At 75.2% G+C, this 20102-nt stretch carries 19 protein-coding genes and 1 tRNA gene; 18 read left to right on the forward strand and 2 right to left on the reverse strand.

From position 1 onward, the window contains the following. Window positions 1-512: 512 nt before the first annotated feature. Genes ACFWH7_RS05160 through ACFWH7_RS05175 form a run of 4 tightly spaced genes read left to right on the forward strand, consistent with a single transcriptional unit; the run spans window position 513 to window position 6950 of the window. Window positions 513-4043, forward strand: coding sequence for an Rne/Rng family ribonuclease (locus ACFWH7_RS05160; RefSeq protein ID WP_378215383.1), 3531 nt, complete (start codon window positions 513-515; stop codon window positions 4041-4043). Then, window positions 4040-4651 (forward strand): GNAT family N-acetyltransferase, encoded by a 612-nt coding sequence (locus tag ACFWH7_RS05165; RefSeq protein ID WP_378215384.1) that lies wholly within the window; start codon window positions 4040-4042, stop codon window positions 4649-4651. The genes ACFWH7_RS05160 and ACFWH7_RS05165 overlap by 4 nt, the downstream gene beginning before the upstream one ends. 51 nt (window positions 4652-4702) lie before the next feature. Then, the gene (locus ACFWH7_RS05170; RefSeq protein ID WP_378215385.1) at window positions 4703-6205 is read left to right on the forward strand and encodes a 5'-nucleotidase; all 1503 of its coding nucleotides are present in this window, start codon (window positions 4703-4705) and stop codon (window positions 6203-6205) included. 55 nt (window positions 6206-6260) lie between these two features. Beyond that, window positions 6261-6950 carry a thymidine kinase gene (locus tag ACFWH7_RS05175; RefSeq protein WP_378215386.1) on the forward strand — a complete coding sequence of 230 codons (690 nt, stop codon included), beginning with the start codon at window positions 6261-6263 and terminating at the stop codon, window positions 6948-6950. Here ACFWH7_RS05175 and ACFWH7_RS05180 read toward each other — a convergent pair. Next, on the reverse strand, window positions 6890-7534 hold the full coding sequence (locus tag ACFWH7_RS05180; protein ID WP_378215387.1) for a protein-L-isoaspartate O-methyltransferase family protein: 645 nt from the start codon (window positions 7532-7534) through the stop codon (window positions 6890-6892). The genes ACFWH7_RS05175 and ACFWH7_RS05180 overlap by 61 nt on opposite strands. Before the next feature lie 175 nt (window positions 7535-7709). Here ACFWH7_RS05180 and ACFWH7_RS05185 point away from each other — a divergent pair, with 175 nt between their 5' ends. The 13 genes from ACFWH7_RS05185 to ACFWH7_RS05245 all read left to right on the forward strand — a co-directional run bounded on the left by ACFWH7_RS05185 (window position 7710) and on the right by ACFWH7_RS05245 (window position 18027). Continuing rightward, on the forward strand, window positions 7710-7916 hold the full coding sequence (locus ACFWH7_RS05185; RefSeq protein WP_047234741.1) for a dodecin family protein: 207 nt from the start codon (window positions 7710-7712) through the stop codon (window positions 7914-7916). Between the two features lie 229 nt (window positions 7917-8145). Continuing rightward, on the forward strand, window positions 8146-8466 hold the full coding sequence (gene rplU, locus ACFWH7_RS05190; protein WP_047234734.1) for a 50S ribosomal protein L21: 321 nt from the start codon (window positions 8146-8148) through the stop codon (window positions 8464-8466). An 86-nt stretch (window positions 8467-8552) separates the two neighbouring features. Further along, entirely contained in the window at window positions 8553-8810 is a 258-nt protein-coding gene (gene rpmA, locus ACFWH7_RS05195; RefSeq protein ID WP_047234735.1) for a 50S ribosomal protein L27, read from the forward strand. A 93-nt stretch (window positions 8811-8903) separates the two neighbouring features. Then, window positions 8904-10424, forward strand: a complete 1521-nt coding sequence (gene obgE, locus ACFWH7_RS05200; protein WP_053371476.1) for a GTPase ObgE — start codon at window positions 8904-8906, stop codon at window positions 10422-10424. 147 nt (window positions 10425-10571) lie between these two features. Then, window positions 10572-11699, forward strand: coding sequence for a glutamate 5-kinase (gene proB, locus ACFWH7_RS05205; RefSeq protein WP_378215399.1), 1128 nt, complete (start codon window positions 10572-10574; stop codon window positions 11697-11699). Window positions 11700-11752: 53 nt separating this feature from the next. Beyond that, window positions 11753-13084, forward strand: coding sequence for a glutamate-5-semialdehyde dehydrogenase (locus tag ACFWH7_RS05210; protein WP_378215388.1), 1332 nt, complete (start codon window positions 11753-11755; stop codon window positions 13082-13084). A 191-nt stretch (window positions 13085-13275) separates the two neighbouring features. Next, a complete protein-coding gene (locus ACFWH7_RS05215; protein WP_021483496.1) occupies window positions 13276-13431 on the forward strand; it encodes a hypothetical protein in 156 nt (51 codons plus the stop codon). Window positions 13432-13474: 43 nt separating this feature from the next. Beyond that, complete coding sequence (nadD, locus tag ACFWH7_RS05220; protein ID WP_047233692.1) at window positions 13475-14080, forward strand: nicotinate-nucleotide adenylyltransferase; 606 nt, start codon at window positions 13475-13477, stop codon at window positions 14078-14080. Beyond that, window positions 14073-15182 carry a hypothetical protein gene (locus ACFWH7_RS05225; RefSeq protein WP_378215389.1) on the forward strand — a complete coding sequence of 370 codons (1110 nt, stop codon included), beginning with the start codon at window positions 14073-14075 and terminating at the stop codon, window positions 15180-15182. Before nadD ends, ACFWH7_RS05225 begins: the two co-directional genes overlap by 8 nt. 25 nt (window positions 15183-15207) lie before the next feature. Further along, window positions 15208-15654 (forward strand): ribosome silencing factor, encoded by a 447-nt coding sequence (gene rsfS, locus ACFWH7_RS05230; RefSeq protein ID WP_378215390.1) that lies wholly within the window; start codon window positions 15208-15210, stop codon window positions 15652-15654. Then, entirely contained in the window at window positions 15651-16331 is a 681-nt protein-coding gene (locus tag ACFWH7_RS05235; protein ID WP_378215391.1) for a histidine phosphatase family protein, read from the forward strand. Before rsfS ends, ACFWH7_RS05235 begins: the two co-directional genes overlap by 4 nt. A 79-nt stretch (window positions 16332-16410) precedes the next feature. Further along, window positions 16411-16483: transfer RNA gene (locus ACFWH7_RS05240), tRNA-Ala, on the forward strand. Window positions 16484-16668: 185 nt separating this feature from the next. Next, complete coding sequence (locus ACFWH7_RS05245; protein WP_378215392.1) at window positions 16669-18027, forward strand: hypothetical protein; 1359 nt, start codon at window positions 16669-16671, stop codon at window positions 18025-18027. Window positions 18028-18042: 15 nt separating this feature from the next. On the opposite strand, the gene ACFWH7_RS05250 is transcribed toward ACFWH7_RS05245, so the two are convergent. Further along, window positions 18043-19023, reverse strand: coding sequence for an SH3 domain-containing protein (locus tag ACFWH7_RS05250; RefSeq protein ID WP_378215393.1), 981 nt, complete (start codon window positions 19021-19023; stop codon window positions 18043-18045). Between the two features lie 171 nt (window positions 19024-19194). On the opposite strand from ACFWH7_RS05250, the gene ACFWH7_RS05255 reads away from it, so the two are divergent. After that, entirely contained in the window at window positions 19195-20040 is an 846-nt protein-coding gene (locus ACFWH7_RS05255) for an aldo/keto reductase (RefSeq protein ID WP_378215394.1), read from the forward strand. The last annotated feature ends 62 nt before the right edge of the window (window positions 20041-20102 follow it).

Raw genomic sequence — 20102 nt, forward strand, 5'->3', positions numbered from 1 at the left:
GACGGGGTCGGCGGGCTTCAGGGGGAGGTGCCGAGCTGTGGCGCCGGTCGCGGTGGTCCGGGGAGGCCCGCCGCGTGTCGGCGCTAGGCCCAATCTGCCCCATCGGAGGGGCGGGAGATGACGCGAAGTACTGAAAACACGCCGCTTGTGACCATGTTCACAAGCCGTCGGGACCATGGTCCCGACCCCTCGGGACCCGCGGCCCGGTCGGCGGTGCGTGTCGCCGGGGTTCGTTCGCGCCCCTGTGCGATACTGGGCGAAGCCGGGTGGGCTCCGCATCGCCCTCCCGACGAGCACGAGATCGCGGCACCAGCGGACCGCGGCAGTCGGAGCGCCGACCGGGGCGAAGGGCCCGGTGGCAGGCGCCCGCGCCGCGCACGCGGACCGCGGCCGTGGCCGACGACTTCCGTCGCCGGACGACGCGCTCCGGTGCGCTCGTCCCGAGCGACGACCGACCGCCCCGAGGGGCCGCACGGTGCGGGGCGGTCCCTGTGGCAGCAGGAGCACGACGCGTGACGCTCGACAGCACCTCCGACAGCACCCCCTCAGAGTCGACGGCGGACGCCGCCGCGACCCCCGACCGGACCGAGAGCCCGACCACCGCAGGGCGCAAGCCCGCCCGCCGCCGCGCTACCCGCAGCGCGGCGCCGCCCCAGGGGCCGGTCGCGTCGGCAGAGGGTGCGCCCAGCCCCGCCGATGTGCCCACGGCGCCCGCCGACCCGGCGCCGGTCGCCGAGGCGGCGGCTCCCGACGCCGCCGAGAAGAAGCCCGCGCGCCGATCGCGCCGCGCGACCCGTGCGACGTCCGCGTCCGTCGAGCCCGCCGCCGACGCCCCCGCGACCCCCACCGCCGGTTCGCCCACGGCCTCCGCCGCCGAGACGGCGTCCTCCGAGACCCCGGCGTCCTCCGACGTCCCGGCGTCCGCCGAGTCCGAGCCTGCGCCGGAGGCGACCGCCCCGAAGGGCCGTGGCCGCACCGCTCGCCGCGCCCAGGGCGGCGCGAAGAAGCCCGCGGCCGTCGCGACCGAAGCCCCGCTCGACGTGCTCTCGGAGTTCGGGCTGAGCGCGGCCCCCGCCGCGGAGCAGGCGACGCCCGCGGCCACCGGCCCGGACGCCGACGCGCTGCTCGGCGCGTCTGACGCGCCGCGCAAGGCCAAGCGCACCCGGACGACGCGCAAGGCGGCCCCGGCGGACGACGTCGCCGCGCCCGCGGCGCCCGAGGTGGAGCCCGCGGGGCCGACCGAGCCTGCGCAGGCCGCGACCGAGGCTCCCGAGAAGAAGCCCGCGCGCCGCTCGCGCCGTGCGACCTCCGCGGCCGGCGCCCCGACTGCGAAGGCCCCGACCTCGAAGGCCCCGACCGCGAAGGTCGCGGACGCGCAGGCTCCGGACACGACGGCCGACGTCGCCGCGCCCGCCGCTGCCGACGCCACTGCGCCGCTCGTCGCGCCGGACGCACCGGCCTCCGAGGAGACGCCGAAGAAGCCCGCGCGCCGCTCGCGCCGCGCCACCTCGAAGGCCGCACCCGCCGAGGCCCCGAACGAGCCGCAGCAGGCGGCCGAGACGACGTCGAGCGACGCTCCGGCACCCACGGCCGCACCCGAGGCACCCGTCTCGCCCGCCGCCACCGGCGCGGGCACGAGCACGCCGCGGCTCGCGACGACCGCCCTGCTCTTCCAGGCGCCCGACCCCGCGGCCGCGCCGCGTCGTCCCCGCCGGGCACAGAGCCCGGCCGGTCCGCCGCGCCACGTCGAGCCGACCCCCGCAGCCCAGACCCCTGTCGCCGAGCAGCGCGAGCGGGCTCCGAAGGAGTCCGCGGCTGCTGCCCCGGTGTCCTCCGAGCGCACGGAGGACGTGACGGTCGAGGTCGCCCTCACGGGCGAGGACGCCGCCGCGGTCGAGGAGATCGAGGCCATCGAGTCGGAGCTCGTCGCCGAGGGGATCGAGCTCCCCGACGACGCGTTCGGCCCGGAGGACTTCGCCGACCTGGACGAGGCCGAGCCCGACGCCACCGACGACCAGGCCGCGTCCGACGACGCGGAGTCCGGTCCCCGCCGCCGGCGTCGCCGTGGTGGCCGCGGTCGCCGCGGTCGCCCGGACACCGGTCGCGAGCAGGACGAGAACGACGAGACCCCCGCCGAAGGTGACGAGCCGGCCGACGCCGGCGCGACCGCCGAGGCCGACGAGCCCGAGCACGAGGCTGCCGACGCCGAGCCCGGCGAGGACGAGGCGGGCGGCAGCCGCCGTCGGCGCCGCCGTCGCCGCGGTGGGCGGGGTGAGAGCGGCGAGAGCTCCTCGACCCGCTCGCGGCCGCGCGAGCGCAGCCTGGCCGACGAGGTCACCGCGCTCAAGGGCTCGACGCGTCTCGAGGCGAAGCGCCAGCGTCGCCGCGAGGGTCGTGACGCCGGTCGCCGCCGCCAGATCATCACCGAGGCGGAGTTCCTCGCGCGCCGTGAGGCGGTCGAGCGGTCGATGGTCGTGCGCGAGCGCGCGGGCCGCACGCAGATCGCGGTGCTCGAGGACGGCGTGCTCGTCGAGCACTACGTCTCGCAGCAGTCGCAGGCGTCCATGGCGGGCAACGTCTACCTGGGCCGCGTCCAGAACGTGCTGCCCAGCATGGAGGCCGCGTTCATCGACGTCGGCAAGGGTCGCAACGCCGTGCTGTACGCGGGCGAGGTGAACTGGGATGCCGCTGGGCTCGAGGGCCAGCCGCGCCGGATCGAGCAGGCGCTCAAGTCGGGCGACTCCGTGCTCGTCCAGGTCACCAAGGACCCGATCGGGCACAAGGGCGCGCGCCTCACGTCGCAGATCACGCTCGCGGGCCGCTACCTCGTGTTCGTGCCCGGCGGGGGCATGACCGGCATCAGCCGCAAGCTCCCCGACACCGAGCGCAACCGCCTCAAGAAGATCCTCAAGGAGGTCGTGCCCGACGGCGCGGGCGTCATCGTGCGCACTGCGGCCGAGGGCGCGAGCGAAGAGGAGCTGCGCGCGGACGTCGAGCGGCTGCGCGGGCAGTGGGAGGCCATCGAGAAGAAGTCGAAGAGCGCCTCGGCGCCGGCGCTGCTCCAGGGCGAGCCCGACCTCGCGATCCGCGTGGTCCGCGACATCTTCAACGACGACTTCAGCTCGCTCGTCGTCGAGGGCGACGGGGCGTGGAGCGAGATCTCCTCGTACGTCGAGGAGCTCGCCCCGGACCTGCGCGAGCGCGTCTCCAAGTGGACGGGCACGCAGGACGTCTTCACGGTGCACCGCGTCGACGAGCAGCTCGCCAAGGGCATGGACCGCAAGGTCTGGCTGCCGTCGGGCGGCTCGCTCGTCATCGACCGCACCGAGGCGATGACCGTCGTCGACGTCAACACGGGCAAGTTCACCGGCTCGGGCGGCACGCTCGAGGAGACGGTGACGCGCAACAACCTGGAGGCGGCCGAGGAGATCGTCCGCCAGCTCCGGCTGCGCGACATCGGCGGCATCATCGTCATCGACTTCATCGACATGGTGCTCGAGTCCAACCGCGACCTCGTGCTGCGTCGCCTCGTCGAGTGCCTGGGCCGCGACCGGACCAAGCACCAGGTCGCCGAGGTCACGTCGCTCGGGCTCGTGCAGATGACGCGCAAGCGCGTGGGCCAGGGCCTGGTCGAGGCGTTCAGCGAGACGTGCGAGCACTGCCACGGGCGCGGCTTCATCGTGCACACCGACCCGATCGAGAAGTCGGGCGGCAACGGTCGCGGGGGCCACGACCACGGCGGCAACGGCGAGGGCAGCGGTCCGGCGGCCGCGGAGGAGCCGGCCGAGGCCGGGCGCTCGCGGTCGCGCCGCAAGCGCGGGTCGGGTTCCGGCACGGCGGCGGCCAAGGACGCCGCGATCACGCTCCCGCAGCCGGCCGTCCCGGTCCTGCCGGAGGTCTCGTCCGAGGCGCGCGAGGCCGTGAAGGCCACGCTCGCGACGATCGCGGCGGCCGCGGCGCACGCCCACGAGCACGAGCACGACGGCGCGGACCCCGCGCCGGTCGCCGGCGACGACGTGCACGCGGAGCCCGGCGAGGAGTGACGGGGACCGCACCCGGCGGCGTACCTCTGTACGCCGCCGGTGCGCGCACCCGCCTGCGCGGGTGGCGCGCGGACGACCTCGCGGCGTACCGCGCGTGGCTGCGCCCGGAGCACGAGTGGCACCGGTGGGACGGCCCGTACTACCCCGTGCCCGACGACGCCGCGTCCGACGCCGCGGTAGCGCGCCTCGCGCGCGTTGCGGCCGTGCAGGCCGCCCACCCGGACGGCCTGGACGACGACGGCCTCCCGCCGCGGCGCGTCGTCGTCGCCGACGAGGAAGACCGCCTCGTCGGGACGTGCTCCTGGTACTGGGAGTCCGCCGAGACGCAGTGGGCACGGGTCGGGATCGGCCTCTACGACCCCGCCGTGCGCGGCCGAGGGCTGGGTCGCGACGCGCTCGGCGCATGGATCTCCTACCTGTTCTCGGTGACGGACTGGGTCCGCCTCGACCTCGCGACGTGGTCGGGGAACGCCGCGATGCTCGGCGCAGCCCGAGCGCTCGGTCTCGTCGAGGAGGGCCGCTTCCGCGACGCGCGCGTCGTCGACGGGGTGCGGTACGACGCGGTCGTGCTGGGCGTGCTGCGCCGGGAATGGACCGCCCGGTCCTGACCGTCCCCAGGCGTCTTCGTCCGCGTCACCCGCACCTGGCATCATGCCGCCATGGGTTACGACCTCTCTGGCCGCCTCGTCGTCGGCGTCGCCTCGTCCGCACTGTTCGACCTCACCGAGTCCGACCGCGTGTTCCGCACGCAGGGGGAGGCGGCGTACCGCGACTTCCAGGAGCGTCACCGCGACGACGCGCTGGCCCCGGGCGTCGCCTTCGGGTTCGTGCGCCGACTGCTCGCGCTGAACGACCTGGCCCCGGCGCCGGACGACCCGCTCGTCGAGGTCATCGTCATGTCGCGCAACTCGCCCGAGACGGGCCTGCGGGTCATGCGCTCGATCCGGCACCACGACCTCGACATCACGCGCGCCGTCTTCCGCCAGGGCCGCAGCCCGCACGAGTTCATCCGCCCGCTGCACGTGGACCTGTTCCTGTCCGCCGACGAGCGCTCCGTGCGCGACGCGGTCGACCTCGGCCTGCCCGCCGGGTACGTGCTCGACCCGACGTTCGCGGACGAGGCCGGCGACGAGCTGCGCATCGCGTTCGACTTCGACGGCGTGCTCGCGGACGACTCGTCCGAGCGCCACTTCCAGGACGGCGGCCTCGCCTCGTTCCGCGAGCACGAGGCGCTCAACGCGGACGTCCCGCTCGGGCGTGGCCCCCTGCGCGAGCTGCTCGTCGGCATCCACCGGGTGCAGGTCGTCGAGCGCGAGCGGAACGCGACCGACCCGTCGTACCGGCCGCGCGTGCACGTCTCTCTCGTCACGGCACGCTCGGCCCCCGCGCACGAGCGCGCGGTCGCGACGCTGTCGTCGTGGGGCGTGACCGTCGACGACGCGTTCTTCCTCGGCGGTGTGGACAAGGACGGCGTCCTCGAGGTGCTGCGCCCGCACATCTTCTTCGACGACCAGCGTGCCGTCGTGGAGGCGACCCGCCGGGTCGCCCCGTCGGTCCACGTGCCCTACGGCGAGCTCAACCGCGGCGTCCTGCCCGCGGACCCGACGCTCGACACCCGGCGCCCGCGCCCGGCCGAAGCCGTGCCTCCCGCGCCCACGCGGCGCGAGGCGGCCACGCCGCCGGCACCGGCCGCGCCGACGGGTGAGCGCGACGCCGAGGAGGAGCCGGCGCCGACGCGCGCCGACGAGGGGCGCCCCCGGGGGACCGGCACGCGCGAGCTCCCGCTCGTGCGCTCCGTGCCGGGCATCGGTGGTGCGGGCTTGGCCGGTCTCGCCGGGGCATCGACGGTCGTACCGGCCGCGGAGCCGGCGCGCGAGGCCGAGCGTCTCGAGCCGGCCCCCGGTCCCGCGGCTCCCGCTGCCCCCGCCCCTGCGGCTCCGCGGGACGGCGAGGCCGGGCCGGAGCCGGCGACGAGCCCGGAGCCCGCGGCGCGTCCCTCCGACGCCGAGGGCTCGGCGTCGTCCACCGGGACCACGCTCCTCAGCCGTCGGGACGTCGCGCGCCCGGGCGCGCCCGACCGCGTGTCGGTGCTCGGCCCGGCGGGGGAGCCCAAGCCGCTGCCCGTCCGCCCGTCGTCGAACGGCTCGGCCCGGCACCACTGACCGGAGCACCGGCCCCGCGTCGCGCGCCGTCGGGGTCCGGTGGTTCACTGCTCGCATGAGCGGCGCCGCACGTCTCCCGGACCCTTCGCCCCGCGCGGGCGGCCGGGTCGAGGTGGTGTGCGGCCCGATGTTCGCGGGCAAGACCGAGGAGCTGCTGCGCCGGGTCCGACGCGCCGAGGTCGCGGGGCGCCGCGTCGAGGTGGTCGGGCACGTCCTCGACACGCGGCGCGGCGCGGGCACGGTGAGCTCGCACTCCGGTCTCGCGATCCCGTCGCGGACGGCGCGCGACGCGGCCGACCTCGTGCGGCTGGTGCACGACGGCGGCCCGCTCGACCTCGTCGCGGTCGACGAGGCCCACTTCTTCGGGCCCGACCTCGTCGACGTCGTGCAGCGCCTCGCGGACGACGGGCTCGTGGTGGTCGTCGCGGGCCTCGACGTGACGTTCGACGCGCGGCCGTTCGAGCCCCTGCCGACGCTCGCGGCCCTCGCCGAGCGCGTCGACAAGCTCACCGCCGTGTGCGCGGTGTGCGGTGAGGACGCGGCGTTCCACGTGCGCGTGGCTCCGGAGGTGACGGCCGACGACGCGCCGCGCGACCCGCTGGTCCCCGCCGCCGTGCACGTCGGCGGCGCCGAGAGCTACGAGGCGCGGTGCCGCGCGCACCTGCCCGTCGCGCCGTGGCGGCCTCAGCCGGCCGGCGGCCCCGAGGAACCCGGCGGGTCCTCGACGAGCGGGACGAACGAGTAGGAGCCGTGCTCGCTCACCCGGGCGCCGCCGGGCGCGTCCGGGTCGGCCTCGACGAGCAGCATCGTGTGCCGGACCGGGACCACCATCCGGCCGCCCGGGGTGAGCTGGTCCACGAGGGCCCGGGGGAGCGCGTCCGCGGCCGCGGAGACGAGGACCCGGTCGTAGCGCTCGCCCGGGGTGCCCAGGGCGCCGCGCCGCGCGGGCTCCAGCCGCGCCCAGGGGGCGTGCGCCGTCGCGAGGTTCGCGGCACCCCACGCGGCGAGGTCGGGGTCGCGCTCGAGCCCGAGCACGCCGCCCGACGGCCCGACGAGCACGGCGAGCAGCGCCGTCGTCCACCCGGAGCCGGCGCCGACGTCGAGGACCCGGTGGCCGGGGGCGACGTCGAGCAGCCGCAGCATCGACGCGACGGTCGAGGGCTGCGAGTTCGTCTGGCCGTGCCCGATCGCGAGCGGGCGGTCCTGGCCCGCCCAGCGGCGCTGCGCCCGGGGGAGGAACGCGCGGCGGTCGAGCGCGCGCATCGCGGCGGCGACGGCGTCGTCGTGCCCGCGACGGCGGCTGCCGCCGACCGGACCTGCCGGGCGCATGCGACCACCTCCACCGCCAGCGTAGGCACGGGCGCGCGCCGCCCGCCCTCCGTCGTGCCGCCCGACGACGCCGGACGCGCTCGGCCCGTCCCGGTGGCGTAGGCGTACGTGCGGCGGGATGCTCGACGGGTGCGCGGGCGCGTCGGTGCGCCCGCCTCGGACGGGGGAGCCCGGTATGAGCGGCACGGTGGCACGGATCACGCACATCAGCGCGCGGTCGGACACGAGCTTCGAGGACGCCGTGAAGATCGGCGTCGAGCGCGCGGCGAGCACGCTGCGCAACGTCTCGGGCGCGTGGGTCAAGGAGCAGAAGGTCGACATCGTCGACGGTCGCATCACGACCTGGCAGGTCGTCCTGGAGATCACGTTCGTCCTCGAGTAGGGCGTCGGTCGGCGGACCGCGGGACGAGGCCGCCGCGCGCGAGCGATGGTGCGCGACGGCCGCGGCCCGCGCCATTTGACCTGCCCAGTCGAATTCCGTAGTCTTGAACGTCGGCGCGCCCAGGCGCGCCGGTCCCGTGTGCCCACGGACGACTCGCACTCGCACGCCGCGGCGTGGCCGGAGTCTCCAAGACGAACTCGCCGTGACGAGCACGCCAAGACTAGGAGAGATGAGCAGCAACGTGGTGTACGCGATCGTCAAGGCCGGTGGCCGTCAGGAGAAGGTTTCTGTCGGCGACATCGTCGTGGTGGACCGGGTGTCCGCCAAGGTCGGTGAGTCCCTCGAGCTGCCCGCTCTCCTGCTGGTGGACGGGGAGAAGGTGACCACCGACGCGGCGAAGCTCGCGAAGGTCAAGGTCACCGCCGAGGTCGTGCGGGACGAGAAGGGTCCGAAGATCACGATCCTGCGGTACAAGAACAAGACCGGTTACCGCCGTCGTCAGGGTCACCGCCAGCAGCTGACCCGCCTCAAGGTCACCGGCATCAAGTGACCTCGCCCGGCGCGAGGTAGCGGCCACGGGCCGCCCCGCGCCGATCGGCACCCTCCCTCAGCAACCAGCACGAAAGCAGGTTCGTCATGGCACACAAGAAGGGCGCGAGCTCCTCGCGCAACGGTCGCGACTCCAACGCCCAGCGCCTCGGCGTCAAGCGCTTCGGCGGTCAGGTCGTCAAGTCGGGCGAGATCATCGTCCGCCAGCGCGGCACGCACTTCCACCCCGGTGAGAACGTCGGCCGCGGCAAGGACGACACGCTGTTCGCCCTGGCCGCCGGTGCGGTCCAGTTCGGCACGCGTCGTGGCCGCAAGGTCATCGACATCGTCGCCGTCGAGGGCTGAGCGACAGCCACAGGCTTCGAGCAGGAGGGGCGCACCGACGCGGTGCGCCCCTCCTGCTGTTTCTCGCACTCCCACCTCTGAGAGGATCGTTCCATGGCCAGCTTCGTCGACCGTGTCGTCCTGCACGTCTCCGGCGGCAACGGCGGGAACGGGTGCGCCTCGGTCCGTCGCGAGAAGTTCAAGCCGCTCGCCGGCCCCGACGGCGGCAACGGCGGTGACGGCGGCACCGTGCGGCTCGTGGTCGACGCGCAGACCACGACGCTGCTCGAGTACCACCACTCGCCGCACCGGCACGCGACGTCCGGCACCCAGGGCATGGGCGACGACCGCGACGGCGCGAACGGCGACGACCTGGTCCTGCGCGTGCCGGACGGCACCGTCGTCAAGGCAACGGACGGGACCGTCCTCGCCGACCTCGTGGGCGACGGCGCGGAGTACGTCATCGCCGAGGGCGGCCGCGGCGGGCTCGGCAACGCCGCGCTCTCGTCGCCGCGCCGCAAGGCGCCGGGCTTCGCCCTGCTGGGCGAGCCGGGCGAGGAGCGGGACGTCGTCCTCGAGCTGAAGACGATCGCCGACGTCGCGCTCGTCGGGTACCCCAGCGCGGGCAAGTCCTCGCTCGTCGCGGCGATCTCCGCCGCGCGGCCCAAGATCGCCGACTACCCGTTCACGACGCTCGTCCCGAACCTCGGCGTCGTGCAGGCGGGCTCGGCACGGTTCACCGTCGCGGACGTCCCGGGCCTCATCCCGGGCGCGAGCGAGGGCAAGGGGCTCGGGCTCGAGTTCCTGCGCCACATCGAGCGCACGGCCGTGATCGTGCACGTCCTCGACTGCGCGACGCTCGAGCCGGGCCGCGACCCGATCAGCGACCTCGACGTCATCGAGGCGGAGCTCGCCGCCTACGCTCAGGACCTCGACATCGAGGGCGGCCGCGTGCCGCTCACCGAGCGCCCGCGGCTCGTCGTCCTCAACAAGATCGACGTGCCCGAGGCGCGCGAGCTCGCCGACCTCGTCAAGCCCGACCTCGAGGCGCGCGGCCTGCGCGTGTTCGAGATCTCGACGGCCAGCCACGAGGGCCTGCGCCCGCTGACCTACGCGCTCGCCGAGCTCGTCGAGAAGGCCCGCGCCGAGGCGCCCGCGCCCGAGCCGACGCGCGTCGTGCTGCGGCCACGCGCCGTCGACGAGGCCGGGTTCACCGTCACGCGCAAGGGCGGGGCCACTGACTACTGGTTCGAGGTGCGCGGCGCCAAGCCCGAGCGCTGGGTGCGCCAGACGGACTTCAGCAACGACGAGGCCGTCGGCTACCTCGCCGACCGCCTCGCCCGCCTGGGCGTGGAGGAGAAGCTCTTCGCCGCCGGGGCCGTCGGTGGCGACGAGGTGCGCATCGGTACCGACGCCAACGCCGTCGTCTTCGACTGGGAGCCGACTCTCATGACCGGCTCCGAGCTGCTCGGTGGCCCGCGCGGCTCCGACAACCGCCTCGACGAGCGCCTGCGCCCCACGCGCACGGAGAAGCGCCGCGAGCACCACGAGCGCATGGACGCCAAGGCCGAGGCGCGTCGCGAGCTGTGGACCGAGCGCGAGGCCGGCACGTGGACGGACCCCGACGCGGACTGACGTAGGTCCGCCGTGGGCAGGCAATGGGCCCGGTTCCCTCGGGGGGACCGGGCCCCTTCCCTGCCCACAGCCGGTCCCGGGCGTCCTGGTCCGTGAAATCCTGCGCGCCCGGGAGCGGCGGGCGGCGATGATGGACGCGTGAACGCGCTGTCCTCCCGCTCCGAGATCGCCTCCGCCCACCGCGTGGTGGTGAAGATCGGCTCGTCCTCGCTCACGGGCGCGGACGGGCACCTCGACCTCACCGCCCTGCGTGCGCTCGTCGACGTCCTCGCGGCGCGACGCGCGGCGGGCGGCCAGGTCGTGCTCGTCACGTCCGGCGCGATCGCCGCGGGGATCGGGCCCCTGGGGCTCGCGAGCCGGCCGCGCGACCTCGCGACGGCGCAGGCGACCGCGTCGGTCGGGCAGGGCATGCTCGTCGCCCGCTACACGGAGGCGTTCGCCGGGCACGGGCTGCGCGTCGGGCAGGTGCTGCTCACCGCGGAGGACACCGTGCGCCGCGGGCACTACCGCAACGCCCAGCGCTCGCTCGAGCGGTTGCTCGACCTCGGCGTCGTGCCGATCGTCAACGAGAACGACGCCGTGGCGACCGACGAGATCCGGTTCGGCGACAACGACCGCCTCGCCGCGCTCGTCTCCCACCTCGTGCGCGCCGACGCGATGGTGCTGCTCACCGACGTCGACGGCCTCTACGACGGCCCGCCGTCACGCCCGGGCACGCGCCGGATCGCCGAGGTGCGCTCGGCCGCCGACATCGAGGGCGTCGAGGTCACCGGCCGGGGGAGCGCGGTCGGGACGGGCGGCATGCTCACCAAGCTCGAGTCCGTCTCCATCGCGACGGGCACGGGCATCCCCGTGGTGCTGACCCAGGCGCAGAACGCCGCGGCCGCGCTCGCGGGCGACGCCGTCGGGACGTGGTTCGCCGCGACCGGCAAGCGGACGACGCGTCGCCGGCTCTGGCTCGCCCACGCCGCGCGCACGCGGGGCCGGCTCGTCCTCGACGACGGCGCCGTGAAGGCCGTGCAGGGAGGGCGTGCGTCGCTCCTTCCGGCCGGGGTCACGGCCGTCGAGGGGGAGTTCGACGCCGGGGACCCGGTCGAGCTCGTGACGTCGGACGGGCGCGTGGTCGCCCGCGGGCTCGTCGCGTTCGAGTCCCGCGACATCCCCGACCTCCTCGGTCGGTCTACGGGCGAGCTGCGCGCCGAGCTGGGCGAGGGCTACGACCGCGAGGTCGTGCACCGCGACGACCTCGTCCTCGTCCGCAAGCGAGCACGCTGACCGGTCGTCGGACGGCGCCCCCGGCGCACGGTCGACCGACGTAGGCTCGGTCCATGACCACCACCGAGGACGCGCCCGTCGTCGCGGGCGCCGCCGAGCCCCAGCCCGCCGGTACCGCGACCGACGTCGCGACCGCCGTCGAGGACGTCGCGCGCCGTGCCAAGGTTGCCTCGCGCACGCTGGCCACGGCCACGCGCGCGACCAAGGACGCCGCCCTCCTCGCGCTCGCCGACGCGCTCGTCGCGGCGACGGAGGAGATCGTGGCCGCGAACGCCGTCGACCTCGAGCGCGAGCGGGCGAACGGGATGAGCGAAGGGCTGCTCGACCGGCTCGCTCTCGACGGCCCGCGCATCGCCGCGATCGCCGACGCGCTGCGCGCCCTCGCGGGCCTGCCGGACCCGGTCGGGGAGGTCGTGCGCGGCTCGACGCTGCCCAACGGGCTGCGCCTGCGCCAGCTGCGCGTGCCCATGGGCGTCGTCGGCATGATCTACGAGGCGCGGCCGAACGTGACCGTCGACGCCGCGGGGCTCGCGCTGAAGAGCGGCAACGCCGTGATCCTGCGCGGCGGGTCCGCGGCGGCGAGCTCCAACGAGGTGATCGTGGGCGTGCTCGCGCGCGCGCTCGAGGCGCAGGGCCTGCCCGGTGACCTCGTGCAGTCGATCGACCGGCACGGGCGGCCGGGCGCCGTCGCGCTCATGCACGCGCGCGGGCTCGTCGACGTGCTGGTGCCGCGCGGCGGGGCCGACCTCATCCGCACGGTGGTCCGCGAGTCGACCGTCCCCGTCATCGAGACCGGCGTCGGCAACGTCCACGTGTACGTCGACGCGAGCGCGGACCGGGCCATGGCGCTCGAGATCCTGCTCAACGCCAAGACGCAGCGCGTGGGCGTGTGCAACGCCGCGGAGACGCTCCTGGTCCACGCGGACGCCGCCCCGGACTTCCTGCCCGCCGCGCTCGCCGCGCTCACGGCGGCGGGCGTCGTGGTGCACGGCGACGACCGCACGGCCGGCCTCGCGCCCGAGGGCACCGAGGTGCTCGCGGCGACGGACGAGGACTGGGCCACCGAGTACCTCGCGCCGGAGATCGCGGTGCGCGTCGTCGACGACCTCGACGCCGCGATCGAGCACGTGCGCACGTGGACGTCGGGGCACACCGAGGCGATCGTCACGCGCGACCTGGCGTCCTCGGAGCGGTTCGTCGCGGAGCTCGACTCCGCCGCGATCATGGTCAACGCGTCGACCCGGTTCACCGACGGGGGCCAGTTCGGGCTCGGCGCGGAGATCGGCATCTCGACGCAGAAGCTCCACGCGCGCGGCCCGATGGGCCTGGCCGAGCTCACGACGACGAAATGGGTCGTGCACGGCGACGGTCACGTTCGTCCGTGACGAGCGGTTCGTCGGCAAGTACCTGATACCTGCCGGACCAGGCCGCCGGACGGTCGTGAGAGACTGGTCGGCGACCGGAGCCCGTCCGGTCCGCCGTCGGGCCGGTCCCGGCAGGTGTACCGATCCACCGCACCACCCCGGACCGCGGCACGACACCGTCCGCCCCGGGGACGACCTTCGAGGAGGACGTCGTGATCTCTGCCGTCGTGCTGGCCGCCGAGGAAGGCGCCGAGGCCGCGTCGCACCTGCCCATCCCGCCGCTCGCCTACGGGCTGCTCGGGTTCGGTGGGCTCGTGGCCCTGCTGCTCGTGACCTACGCGTTCCGTAGCGTCGGCACGCGGCACTGACCGGTAGCGAACGACGGAAGCGCCTGCGACCGATGACGCCCCGATGAGCCCGCGCCGTCCCCGCCTGGGGGTGATGGGTGGCACGTTCGACCCCATCCACCACGGCCACCTCGTCGCGGCGAGCGAGGCCGCGGCGCGGTTCGACCTCGACGAGGTCGTGTTCGTCCCCACGGGCAAGCCGTCGTTCAAGCAGCACCAGAGCGTCAGCCCGGCCGAGCACCGGTACCTCATGACGGTCATCGCGACCGCCTCGAACCCGCGGTTCACGGTGAGCCGGGTCGACGTCGACCGGCCGGGACTGACCTTCACGGTCGACACGCTGCGCGACCTGCGGGCCGCGCGTCCGGACGCGGAGCTGTTCTTCATCACGGGTGCGGACGCGATCGAGCAGATCCTGACCTGGAAGGATGCCGACGAGCTGTGGAAGATGGCACACTTCGTGGCTGTCTCCCGCCCGGGCCACAGCCTGAGCGTCGAGGGTCTGCCGCCGGGCGTGGTCACCATGCTCGAGGTCCCGGCCCTCGCCATCTCGTCGACGGACTGCCGTCGGCGTGCGGAGGCGGGCCAGCCGGTGTGGTACCTGGTTCCGGACGGCGTGGTCCAGTACATCGCCAAGCACGGTTTGTATCGAGGTCAGCACGATGAGTGACAACGGCAGCAACATGCAGCCCGTCCGCCCCCTCACGCGGCGCGAGATGCGCGAGCGCGAGCAGGCGGCCGCGGCCGAGCGGTCCGCGCAGCCCGGCACGCCTCCACCCGCCCCGGCGCCCGGCGCCGGCGGGTGGCAGCAGCCTGCCCCGGCGCGGCCCGCCGCTCCGGCGACACCGCCGCCGTCGCGCCGCACCCTGCGCGAGACCACCGGTCCGACGGACTACCCGTCGCAGCCGTCCGTCGTCCGCCCGCCCGCCGCCTCGGGTGGCATGCGCGGCCTCGACGAGACGGGCCGGCTCACCCCGGTGCAGGAGACCGCCGAGCGGGTCGCGATCCGCCCGCCGGCGCCGACCCCCGTCGTACCGACGCGCACGAGCTCCCGCCCCCCTGCGGGCACGCCGCGGCCCGCCGTGCCGGGCGCCACCGGCCCCGTCCGACCCCCGACGCCGTCCGCCCCCGTGGGCGGCTTCGGCTCCGCGCCGGTGGGCCGGGTCGGAGCGCCCGAGGCGCCGCCCGCCCAGCCGCAGCGGCTGTCGGCCTTCTCGGCCCCCACGGCGGCACCCGCGCCGCCCCCCGCCACGCCTGCTCCCGCACCCGCCCCGTCGCCGTGGGGTGCGACCGCGGCGCCCGCGCCCGAGCGCACGCCGGCGCCCGCGCGGCCCGCGGCTCCGCCCGCCGCGGCTGCACCCGCCGAGGCCCCGGGAGCCGCGCTCCCGTGGTCGGCGATCACGTCGGGCTCGGCACCCGAGCCGGCGAGCGCCGGCCGCGAGCCCGCCTCGCCCTTCGGCGGCGTGCGCGAGCAGGCGGCCGCGGCGCCCGCCGCCGCGAGCGGCCCGTCCGACGACCTCTTCCCCCGTGTGCGCGCCCGCGCGGACGAGCTCGACGACGAGGCGGACGACGACCTCGACGACGAGCCGCGCGGCCCCTCGTACACGTGGCTGCACTACCTCATCCTCGTCGCCGTGGCCTTCGTCCTCGGCCTGCTCGTGTGGACGCTCGTCTCGCGCGACGACCCGGGTCTCGCCACCGAGGACACGAGCGACGCGGCGACCGCCGTGTCGACGTGGGACGACCCCGGCACCCTCGACACCGGCCGCTGAGCGGCCGCACCACGAACGGAGACACGTGACTGCCACCGAACGAGCCGTAGAGCTCGCCGTCATCGCGGCGCGGGCGGCGTCCGACCGCAAGGCCGAGGAGATCATCGCGCTCGACGTGAGCGAGCAGCTCGTCCTCACGGACGTGTTCCTCATCGCGTCCGGGTCGAGCGAGCGCCAGGTCTCGGCGATCGTCGACGCGGTCGAGGAGGCGATGTACAAGGCGGGGTCCAAGCCGATCCGTCGCGAGGGCAAGCAGGAGGCCCGCTGGGTCCTCATCGACTTCGGCGACGTCGTCGTGCACGTGCAGCACTCCGAGGACCGCGTCTACTACGCGCTCGAGCGCCTGTGGAAGGACTGCCCCGTCGTCGAGCTCCCCGAGGACGCGCGCGGCGGCGACGGCGCGGCCGACGACGCCGACGACACGACCCGCGGCGACGGCGCCATCCGCCTCTCGGGGGAGCCGCTGGCGTGACCGCCGGCACGCTCGTTCTCCTGCGCCACGGGCGGACGGCGTACAACGCCGCGATGCGTCTGCAGGGCCAGGTCGACATCCCGCTCGACGGCGTCGGGCAGTGGCAGGCCGAGCACGGCGCGAAGGCGCTCGCCAGCGCGCACCGCGCGACGCGCGTCGTCGCGTCCGACCTCGTGCGCGCCGCCGACACCGCGCGCGCGTACGCCGGCGCGATCGGCGCGGAGGTCCAGCTCGACCCTCGGCTGCGCGAGCGCGGCTTCGGGGAGTGGGAGGGGCTCACGGGTCCGGAGATCGCGGACCGCTGGCCCGAGGAGTATGCGGCGTGGCGCCGGGGCGAGGAGCCCACGCGCGCCGGCGCCGAGACCAAGGCCGCCGTCGCCGCGCGCCTCGTCCAGGCCGTCACCGAGCACGTCGAGTCGCTGGAGCACGACGACACGCTCGTCGTCGTCTCCCACGGCGCCGCGATCACGCTCGCCGTCACCGCGCTGCTCGGGCTGGACCCCGAGGGCTGGCGCGGGATCTCCGGGCTGCACAACGTCCACTGGTCCCACCTGCATCGCTCTGCCCCTGCGGCGACGCCCGCGTGGCGGCTCGTGGCGCACAACGTCGGAGCCGGGTTCCCGCTCGACGAGTGGAACGCGGGGCCGGATTGGAATCTGGAGCCGGTTTCTGCGTAGACTAGCGACGCTCCGCAGGACGGGAAACCGGCCGGGGGAGTGTTCATCCAGTGTTTGACCAGGATCTTCGCAGATCCACGGGGCTGTGGCGCAGCTGGTAGCGCACCTGCATGGCATGCAGGGGGTCAGGGGTTCGAGTCCCCTCAGCTCCACCGGATCGAAGCGGGGCGTCGTTCATCGACGCCCCGCTTTCGTCGTTTCTGTGCTGTGTCGGGTCGTGGCTCTGGCTCTCCTGCTCGGCGCGCACCCCGGCGGCCGTGAGGCCTGCCGGTAGGGTCGGCCCCGCCCGTCCTGCCGTCCGGTGGCCGGGGGCTCCCGACGGGAAGCGGAGGCTCGCATGCCGGGTTCGACAGACGTCCTCGCCGTGCTGGCGGACGCGATCGGCGCAGCACGCGCCGAGCAGGTGCTGACCCGGTTCGACCGGTACTCGAACCAGCCGAACGCCATCAAGGGGGCCTTGCGCCTCCCGAGCGACCCCGCCCTGGAGCGAGCGGCGCTGCGGGTGTTCGACGACCCGGACCTCGGGGCGGTCGCCGGCCTCGACGCGTCGAGCCTCGCGGAGGCGCTCGACGCGCGGGCGCTCTGGGCGCTCCTCGCGCTGGCGGCCCGGGCGGACGTCACCGTCCTCGACCGGCTCCCGGCCGAGACGCTGGAGCGGGGCGCTCCGAAGATCGCGACGATCCGCCGGGCGGTCGCGAAGCACGCGGCGGCGCTGGGGTCCGCGCCTGCCTCGCCGGCTGCTCCCGCGTCGCCGGAGGCTCCTGACTCGCCGCCTGCGTCCGCAGGGAACGACGTCCCGGTGCTCCCCGAGAAGGTGGCGCAGGTGGCGTCATGGCTCGCCGCGCACCCCGGCGCGGACCCGCGGTGGTTCGCCGCACGTCCGGGGCAGCGGGCGGCCGAGCGGCGGGTCGCGCTCCGGGCGCTGGGGAGCATCGGCACCCCGGCGGCTCTCGACGTGCTCGCCGGGTACGCGCGCGACGGCTATCCCGACGTCGAGCTCGCGGAGCTGCACCGCGCGTGGGGGAGGTTCGACCGGCGGGAGTTCGCCGCGACGATGTTCCGCCCGGGAGGCACCACGCTCCAGCTCGGTGCGTGCGCGACCATCGAAGGCATCGGCGCGGTGCAGGGGCTCACGGGCCTCGGGATGGTCCTCACCGGGCCGGCCGACCTCGCGCCCCTGGCGGAGTGCACCGACCTCCGGCGGCTGCACGTGAACGTCACCGACGGCCACGGCGTCACGAGCGTCGAGGCGCTGTCACAGCTGCCCGCACTCACGGAGGTGCACCTGCTCGGCACGACCCGGGGTGCCGACCTCACCGCGCTGCGGGGCACCGCGGTCGAGCGGCTGTCGCTGAGCCTCGACGGTGCCGACGGCGCGTTCCTCGCGCGGTTGCCGCACCTGCGGTCGCTCAAGCTCTCGGGCGGGTCGGCTCCTGAGGACGCCGGGTACGACGACGAGGACGGTCCTGCTCCGCTCCCCGCGCACCCCGGGCTCGTCGACGTCGTGCTGCGTCTGGTCGCCGACGGCGTCCAGGTGGTCGTGCTCCGCCACGAGCGCTCCTGGGTGTCGCGGCTGACGGCCGCGGTCCCGTCCGACGTCGTCGTCGTCGAGCGCAGCGGCTACGTGGGCCTGACCCGGGACGGGTCGGACGTGGAGGGTCTCAGCAGGAGGTTGTTCTCCAACGTCGTGCCGTGACGCGCGGCCGCGGACCTACGACGTGCTGACGTGCACGTGGTCGAAGTGGTTGGCGGTCGCGCCGCCGCGGTCCTCCATGCCGGACCACGCGCCGGCGGGGTCACCGGCCATCCAGATCTGCTGCTGATAGATGAGGTACGTGATCCCCAGCGCCCCGGCGTTCGCCTGAAGGTAGCGGGCGATCTCCCAGCCCGTGTCGCCCGTGATCATGATGTCCAGGGCGCGACCGGTGCCGTGGTCCCCGCTGTCGCCCGGGCGGATCCCGCCGTAGGAGGTCACCTGCGGGAAGACCGCGCACACCGCCCGGTAGACCGCACGGGCGTTGGACTGGAGCGACGACTCGATCCCGGAGCTCACCGCGCACGCGGCGTCGGAGATCCCGCTCGCGCTGGACCCGCCGCCGCTCGCGGCGGTCGCCGCCGGTGCCTCGGGCTGAGAGTCCGCGAGGAAGCTGGACTTGATCCAGGCCGCCGCGCCGTCCCAGACGATCTGGCTCCACTCGCCCTCGGTCGCGCCGGTGACGTCGACGGCGGTGGCGAACGCGGCGGTCGCGACGCGCCCGGCGTCGGCCGACGGCCCGGTGCGGACGTTGACGGCGTCGGTGGTCCAGAGCTGGCCGGTGGCGACGGGGACGACCGGTGCCGGAGGGGCGACCTCGGCGGCGGGGACCACGGTGATCTTCGCCGCGGTCTCGACGAGCGGGGACTCCTGGGTCGCCGTCGGGGGAGCGACGCGCTCGGCGGAGCGGCTGGCGGCGCCCGTGCCGCGCTCCACGGTCGATCCGGAGGCGGGCTCGACGCTCAGCGGTGCGAGGTCGGGGTTCCCCTCGGCGGGCTGGGGGCCCGCGCCGACCACGCCGGCGCCGAGCAGCCCGACGAGCGCGAGCGCCGGGAGCTTGAGTGCGCGCGCGGGGAGCGCCGGGAACGACGGCAGGGCAGGGCGCCGGAGGGAGCGCGCCGGCGCTGCGGGTGCGGCGCTGTGGCGGCCTCGGGACATGGTGCGCTCCGGTTCGTTCGTGGTCAGGACCGGGCCCATGTAACCAAACCGTGATCTGCAAAGTCCAGCCCGGATCTCGCGCAGCAGGTCAGAGACTCATGAGCACGAGCGCTGAGTCGCATGCCCGGCGGTCGTTGGACGCCTGGACGGCCGGTTCCTAGGCTGGAGGGCATGACCGCTCCCTCAGTCCCGACCGTGACGCTCAACTCCGGTCACACCATCCCCCAGCTCGGCTTCGGCGTCTTCCTCGTCCCACCGGACGAGGCGGAGAAGGCCGTGAGCGAGGCCCTCGAGGTCGGCTACCGCCACATCGACACGGCCGCGATCTACCGCAACGAGGAGGGCGTCGGCGCCGCGATCGCGAAGAGCGGCGTCCCGCGCGACGAGCTCTTCGTCACGACCAAGCTCTGGAACGACCGTCAGTCCGGCGAGCAGCCGCACGACGCGATCCGCGAGAGCCTGGACAAGCTCGGCCTCGAGTTCGTCGACCTCTACCTCACGCACTGGCCGGCGCCCGCCCAGGACCAGTACACGAACGCGTGGGCCAGGCTCATCGAGATCCGCGACGCCGGCCTGGCGCGCTCGATCGGCGTCTCCAACCACCTGCCCGAGCACCTCGACCGGCTCGTCGCGGACACGGGCGTGGTCCCCGCCGTCGACCAGATCGAGCTGCACCCGGCCTACCAGCAGCGCGACGTGCTCGCGTGGGCCGACGCGAACGGCATGAAGATCGAGGCGTGGGGGCCGCTCGGCCAGGGCAAGTACCCGCTGTTCGAGCGGCAGGCCGTCGTCGACGCCGCGGCCGCGCACGGTGTGACCCCGGCCCAGGCGGTCCTGCGCTGGCACCTGCAGCGCGGCTTCATCGTCTTCCCCAAGTCGTCGCGCAAGGAGCGGATGGCGGAGAACTTCGACCTCTTCGGGTTCGAGCTCACGGCCGACGAGGTCGCGGCGATCGACGCCCTCGACACCGGTGACGGCTCGGGCCGCGTGAGCGCGCACCCGTCCGAGGTCAACTGACCGGTCGCCCGCGGCCCCACGGGCACCTCGCGGCACGACGAGGGGCGCCGTCCGTACGGACG

This window comes from Cellulosimicrobium cellulans (assembly GCF_042723955.1).
In the GTDB taxonomy this organism is placed as follows: Bacteria; Actinomycetota; Actinomycetes; order Actinomycetales; family Cellulomonadaceae; genus Cellulosimicrobium; species Cellulosimicrobium cellulans_H.